Raw genomic sequence first — 437 nt, forward strand, 5'->3', positions numbered from 1 at the left:
GTCCGTTACTATCTTGTCCCCTTTGTTGCTGCACGCTGCCGATATTACTGCACCAGTCAACGCACCACCAAGCATCGCGTTTTTCCAATCTTTGACTCCACGGACTCTTTCCACCCCATACTCCATTCCAACATAGACTCCAGCAATTGAACCCCAGTATGCACCTTCTTTACACATTGCCTTCAGCGAGTGTTCAAAGTCGTGTTTAGAGACACTCCCTTTGCTGATCACACTGTACGTTTCCTCTACAGCCACTTTCGCAACCGCCACCGTGCCGATCTTCAGGAAGCCATTGACGACGCGATTGAAAAATGGGTCGCCCAAATCCACCGTCAAATCAACGCTCGCCGGAAAAAATACTCCGTCGACGGTAGTCTTAGGCATCTTCAAATGGTGGAAGACGATGGAGATTTTTGTTCACAAAAGCGAGATAGAAT

1 protein-coding gene is annotated in these 437 nt (G+C 48.5%); it reads right to left on the reverse strand.

Going from position 1 to position 437, the window contains the following annotated elements; all coding sequences use genetic code 11:
- Positions 1-390 (reverse strand): Tim17/Tim22/Tim23/Pmp24 family protein (locus tag GFJ41_RS18075; protein WP_170076023.1); only part of this gene is annotated, 390 nt, incomplete at its 3' end.
- Positions 391-437: the final 47 nt, after the last annotated feature.

This window comes from Paraclostridium dentum (assembly GCF_012922555.1).
In the GTDB taxonomy this organism is placed as follows: Bacteria; Bacillota; Clostridia; order Peptostreptococcales; family Peptostreptococcaceae; genus Paraclostridium; species Paraclostridium dentum.